The sequence below is a fragment of the Seonamhaeicola maritimus genome (genome assembly GCF_008056315.1).
Taxonomy (GTDB): Bacteria; Bacteroidota; Bacteroidia; order Flavobacteriales; family Flavobacteriaceae; genus Seonamhaeicola; species Seonamhaeicola maritimus.
Genome location: NZ_VRKQ01000018.1, coordinates 495,049 through 501,272, shown reverse-complemented (window position 1 = coordinate 501,272; position 6,224 = coordinate 495,049). Strand labels below are relative to the sequence as shown.

Genomic DNA, 6,224 nt, shown 5'->3' with positions numbered 1-6,224 from the left:
GCTAATGAATCTGTTATCACACGTACTTGGTCATTAAATGATGGATGTGATAATATAACAACACATGTTCAAACTATTACGGTTATAGATACTAAAGGACCCGAGTTAATAACTCAATTTCCTGGATCTGTTTCCGCAACATGTGACGCTATTCCAGATGCACCTGAACCAACGTTCTCAGATAACTGTTCTCCTGCTGAAAGCATTCAAGTAGAATTTACTGAAACTACAAGCTATATTCAAGGTTCTACTGAAGAGTATGAAATTAAAAGATCTTGGTTAGTTACTGATGAATGTGGTAACGAAAGTGGTTTTGAACAAATCGTTACTGTAACAATCGATGAATTTGTTTCTAACCTAACAACGGATGCCTGTGTTGATGATGGTACTATAGATTTAAATGATTTTGTGAATGACTTAGACAATTCTAGTTGGACATTCGTTTCTGGTGTTGGTACGCCAAGTTTAGAAGGCAGCATTTTCGATCCATCAAATTTATTAGATTTCTTAGGTGACTATGTATTTAGCTATACATACACTAGTCCAACAGGATGTTTAGAAACAACTAATGTTACTATTAATATAAATGATGATTGTGTGGTTTACCCATGTACTTCAGATGATATTATAATCTCTAAAGCTGTTACACCAAATGGTGATTTCTATAACCAATCATTTAATATATTATCAGATCCTGGTTGTGGATTTATAGCTGAAGTTAAAATATTCAACAGATGGGGTGCTTTAATTTACCAATCTACTAATTACCCATTAGATGAAAGTGACCCAATGACAGGTAGTTCAAATCCTAACAAGTGGGAAGGACAAGCAAATGGGTCTGTAGGTAATGCAGATACTGCTCCAAACGGAACGTATTATTATATAATAACTTTAAAAAATAGTGACGGATCAGGATTGGCTGGATTGCCCCCATTTACTGGACCAGTTTACTTAGGAACCAAATAAAACTTTAACCTATGAAACTTATTAAACATTACATAATCGCTATTGCATTGTTTAGCTCTGCGTTTGGAGTAGCTCAACAGCTACCACAGTTTACGCAGTACATGTACAATACAATCTCTGTGAATCCAGCTTATGCCGGCAGTAGAGACGCCTTAAGCATTGTTGGTCTGCATAGAAGTCAATGGGTTGACTTTAATGGAGGACCTATTACCCAAACACTTTCAATTCACTCCCCATTAAGGAATGATAGAATTGGTTTAGGTTTATCCTTTATTCAGGATGATTTAGGTCCACAAAACTATTCATACCTATATGGAGACTTCTCATATAGTATTCCAACAGGTGTGGATGGCAAGTTAGCATTTGGTTTAAAAGCAGGTTTTACTGGTTATAGCTTTGATCAAGAATTTTTGAATGACCCTAGTATTTCTAATGACCCGTTTTTCAACGGTACTCAGAATAGATGGGCTCCAAACATAGGACTTGGTTTATTTTGGCATACAAATAAATGGTACCTAGGTTTATCTGCTCCACGTGTTTTAAAATCGAATCAAAATAAAGAAGAAGGTTTTGAGGCTCTTGAGAGAGTAAGTTATTACTTCACTGGTGGCTATGTATTTAACTTAAATGATAAGTTAAAATTTAAACCATCATATTTAATAAAAGCCACCAATGGTGCTCCAATATCATATGATTTCACTGGAAACTTCTTATTTAATGAAAAGTTTTGGATAGGTGGTTCCTATAGAGTTAACGAAAGAACTGGAGCTTTTGGAGGGTTTATGGACTTTCAAGTATCTAGACAATTACGTTTAGGTTATGCATATGAAAAACCAAATTCAGATATAAATAACTATACTAGTGGGACTCATGAAGTATTGTTAATTTATGAATTTAAGTTTATGAGTAATAAATTAAAATCACCTAGATATTTCTAATAAAAAAAACGACCCATGAAATTAAAAAATTACATATTAGTTTGTATCCTATTGACGGTGAGTTTTACAGCATCTGCGCAATACGGAAAACAGAAAAAAGCAGACACGTTATTTAATAAGTTTTCATTTGTAAAAGCCACAGAAACTTATCTGGAGCTTCTTGAAAGCAAGTATAATGAAGATTATGTCATTAGACGTTTAGCAGATTGTTATGCTCTAATGAGAGATGCTAAAAATGCGGCCAAGTATTATAAAAAGGCTGTAAGTCAAGAAAATGTTCCTAAAGAATATTATTATAATTACGCACAAGCTTTAAGAGGTATTGAGAAATATGATGAATCTAAAGAGTGGTTAAAACGCTATAAAGATTCTGGAGGTGTAGCTAATACCGGAAAGTATTTAAAGAAAGGTAATTTTATTACAAACATATTTAATGCTAAACAACAATACTTTTTAAGCAAGTTTAACCATAATTCAAACCTTAGTGATTTTGGTGCATTTGAGCATGATGGAAAAATTTACTTTGCTTCCACTCGAGACGAAGGTGTTTCAATCAAACGTTTATATGGTTGGAATGAACAACCTTTTTTAGATGTTTATGCTGTAGACAAAGACAGTAAAGAGCCAGCAGATCATACTGCAAAACTAAAAGGAGATGTGAATTCTATTTATCATGATGGCCCTGTTGCCATTACAACTGATGGTAATACCATGTATTTTACTAGAAATAGTTTTATTAAAAATGTTTACGATAGTAATAGTAAGGGTATTAATCAAGTTAAAATTTACAGAGCTACCTTAAAAGATAGTGTTTGGTCAGACGTTGAAGATTTATCAATTAACGACTCAGAATTCAGTACACAACACCCAGCGTTAAGTCAGGATAACAAAAAACTATATTTTGCTTCAGATAGACCTGGTGGTGAAGGAGCTTCAGATATTTATGTAGTAGATATCAATGATGATGGAAGTTTAGGTGAACCTAAAAACTTAGGAAATGTAGTTAATACATCAGGAGCTGAAGGTATGCCATTTGTAAATAATGAAGGAAGTTTATTCTTTTCTTCAGATGGACACGTAGGTCTTGGTATGCTCGATATTTTTGGCACGATTTCTAATGAAGATGAAGAAATTGTTGATGTTATAAATCTGGGAGTTCCAGTGAATTCAAGTAAAGATGATTTTTCTTTTACCATGAATGCTGACGGTTTAACAGGCTATTTTGCTTCAAATCGTCCGGGAGGTAAAGGAGATGATGATATCTATGCATATAATAGAGTACCGTTATTAAATGTTGAAGGCGTAGTTACAGATATAGTTAACAATAAACCAGTACCTAATGCCATTATTACTTTATTAGATAGCAATGGTAAGCAAATTGCTTATATGGAAACTGACAGTATAGGCTACTATGAAATAAATATTGATAGAGATGTAGACTATAAAATTACTGCTAGCCAGAAGAAATATGTAGATGATGTTAAGGAATTCACCTCTAAAAATATTGAAACAAAAGTTACAACCATTACAGCTAACCTAGAATTAACTCCTGTTAGAGATGTTCCAATTTTAGCTGATTTAGGTATTATTTACTTCGATTTCGATAAACATAACATACGTACTGATGCTGCTTTAGAGTTAGATAAAATTGTTAAGTTAATGAACGAAACTTATCCAGGAATGGTAATTAGAATTGAATCTCACACAGATTCTAGAGGTACTTTAACTTATAACGATAAACTATCTATTGATAGAGCTAATTCAACTTATGAATACTTAATTTCTCAAGGTGTAGATGCCTCTAGAATTACAGCTCATGAAGGCTTTGGTGAACGTAGATTAACTAACGGATGTGATGGAAGTGTGAATTGTGAAGAAGACAATCACCAATTAAACAGACGTACTGAGTTTATTATTATTAAAATGGAATAATTAAGCTAAATTCAATACATAACATTAACCATCAAAGGCTTCTGCTTTTGATGGTTTTTTTGTAACCTACAATTAGGATAGCTTAAGCCTAAATCGGCTTATACTATAGTTGCAAATAATTTAAATAAACCAACTTTAGAACAGAGTACTTCTTTCTTTAATGACAGTTTGCATATACAAACTATATCAAATTTCTGAATATGAAAAACTATACTTAACATACTCATTATACTTAGCCTTAATTGAAAACTTTTCAGGATAATTGTGGTAAAACCTGTTGGTAATGAATTAAAATATATGAAATAGAAATAAGTTGAATTTTAAAAATGTTTCCAACAGGACTCTTTTAAAAAATAACAACTCTATTATTCAAAAAAACAAAAAAACTTAATCTCAGCTTAAAAAGATAATTAAAAAACCCTCTCAGTTATGAGAGGGTTTTATACCTAAAGCTAAATTCAATAACAAAAGTTATTTGAAATAACCTATTTAATTTTTTAATTGCATCATACCTCTATCATGCAAAGTTTGCTAATAATCAGTAAATCAAATAAGGTTATAAGTTTACGTAGCTAATGAAAGCTCGTTATTTTTTAATAAAGATATTGGTATAATACCATTTACCTTCTTCATTTTTTTCGGCAGAAACATCAAAATTAGTAAAGTCTCCTTCAATGTTCTCTTTATGTCCTTCACTTCGTAACCAAGCTTTTACAACGGTTTCGGCAGAAGTATAACCATACGCAACATTCTCTGAAACTCTTTTAGCTCCAGCATTTTGTTTCAAATAGGTACTGCGCGTATAAAAATTATCATGAGATATCTGATCCATATCCACCATGTAATCAGTATGACTATATGCAACCGATTTAACCACTTTCATATCACCCAGAGGACTAAGCCCAATAGATAGTCTGTGATTATTAATAAGTTCTAGGATTTCAACTTCAATAGTTTTTGTTTGGGGAGTCTTCAAGCTTAATTCAATGGCATCTGCCTTTTCATCAATACTGTCTGTTGAGCACGAAAAACTCAAAACAGCTAACAATGCCAATAATGGCAGCTTTGTTAATAACTTCATAAGTAGGTAAATTTAGATTTGGTCCTATAAAGTTATTAACCGTAAGAAGCATTTGCATATATTAAGGTTTAAAATCGATAAACGGTCTATTTAAAATCGACAAAATGCATTTTTTATCGATTATATGTAGTTTAAAAATTGAAAAAATGTATTTAATCTTATATTTACGGAGATAATCGATGAATTAACCAATTGTAATCTAATTGAAGTTGGTATCTAATTCTATCATGTAATCTGTTGGGCCTACCCTGCCAAAATTCAATCTCTACTGGTTTTACAATATAGCCACCCCAATTCTTTGGTCTTGGTATTTCTTTCCCTCCAAACTCATCTTCTAATTTAGAAAGTTGTTGCTCAAGAAAATCTCGGTCTTCAATTACTTCACTTTGGTCAGATGCTAAAGCTCCTAACTGGCTACCACGAGGTCTAGACTCAAAATATCCATCACTTAAATTTTCTGCAATCTTTTCAGCCTTACCTTTTATAATAATTTGCCGTTCAGCTTTATGCCAAAAAAAAGACAAGCACACATTAGGGTTTTCTTCAATAGCCTTCCCTTTTTCGCTTGAGTAGTTAGTATAAAAAATAAATCCCTCATAGGTGTATTTTTTAAGCAGCACTACCCTATTCTTTGGATATCCATCTAACCCAATAGTAGAAATAGTCATGGCATTAGTTTCATCTTCAACAAAAAACTTATCTACTTCAAAAAACCACTTTTGAAACAATTCCATAGGATTTTCAGGCACTTCATTTAATAGAAGCTCCCCCTTCTCATAAGACTTTCTGTAATTACCTAAATCATTTTCCATACAAGTGCAATTTACAAGATTGATATAAATTTTGCCTATTTTTAGTACACAAAATTCACCTATAATGAAATTTACTTGTAGTATTAATATCAATAAACCAAAATTAGATGTGGTAAAACATTTTGAAGACCCAGAGGCTTTAAAACAATCACAAAAGGGGTTTCAAAGGATTGACCATTTAAGTGGAAATAAGAAAGAAGCCGGAGCCAAATCAAAACTCATTTATGCCAAGTTTGAAATGATAGAAACTATTATTGAGAACAAGCTGCCAGATACGTTTGAAGCCCAGTATGACCATAAGAATATGAGTAATACCATGCACACTGAATTTGTTGCTATTAATGACCATGAAACAAAACTTACTACTATTATTGAATATACAAGGTTTACTGGTTTTATTATTAATGTAATGGCAAGACTATTCCCCAGTATGTTTAGAAAGCAAGTTGATAAATGGCTAGTGAAGTTTAAATATTATGTTGAAAAGCAATAAAA

6 protein-coding genes are annotated in these 6,224 nt (G+C 32.2%); 4 read left to right on the top strand and 2 right to left on the bottom strand.

Translation table 11 applies throughout. The features are described from left to right. From FUA22_RS17080 to FUA22_RS17070, 3 genes are all read left to right on the top strand, one after another. Positions 1–966, top strand: a 966-nt coding sequence (locus FUA22_RS17080) for a T9SS type B sorting domain-containing protein (RefSeq protein ID WP_147769799.1), incomplete at its 5' end; no start/stop codon positions are given. Between the two features lie 11 nt (positions 967–977). Next, a complete protein-coding gene (locus FUA22_RS17075) occupies positions 978–1,904 on the top strand; it encodes a PorP/SprF family type IX secretion system membrane protein (protein WP_147769798.1) in 927 nt (308 codons plus the stop codon). Positions 1,905–1,919: 15 nt separating this feature from the next. Then, positions 1,920–3,836 (top strand): OmpA family protein, encoded by a 1,917-nt coding sequence (locus FUA22_RS17070; protein ID WP_147769797.1) that lies wholly within the window; start codon positions 1,920–1,922, stop codon positions 3,834–3,836. Between the two features lie 586 nt (positions 3,837–4,422). Here FUA22_RS17070 and FUA22_RS17065 read toward each other — a convergent pair. Next, the gene (locus FUA22_RS17065; RefSeq protein ID WP_147769796.1) at positions 4,423–4,917 is read right to left on the bottom strand and encodes a CAP domain-containing protein; all 495 of its coding nucleotides are present in this window, start codon (positions 4,915–4,917) and stop codon (positions 4,423–4,425) included. A gap of 164 nt (positions 4,918–5,081) precedes the next feature. Then, complete coding sequence (pdxH, locus tag FUA22_RS17060) at positions 5,082–5,729, bottom strand: pyridoxamine 5'-phosphate oxidase (protein ID WP_147769795.1); 648 nt, start codon at positions 5,727–5,729, stop codon at positions 5,082–5,084. Between the two features lie 64 nt (positions 5,730–5,793). Between pdxH and FUA22_RS17055 the strand changes: the two genes are divergently transcribed. Beyond that, positions 5,794–6,222 (top strand): SRPBCC family protein, encoded by a 429-nt coding sequence (locus FUA22_RS17055; protein WP_147769794.1) that lies wholly within the window; start codon positions 5,794–5,796, stop codon positions 6,220–6,222. Positions 6,223–6,224: the final 2 nt, after the last annotated feature.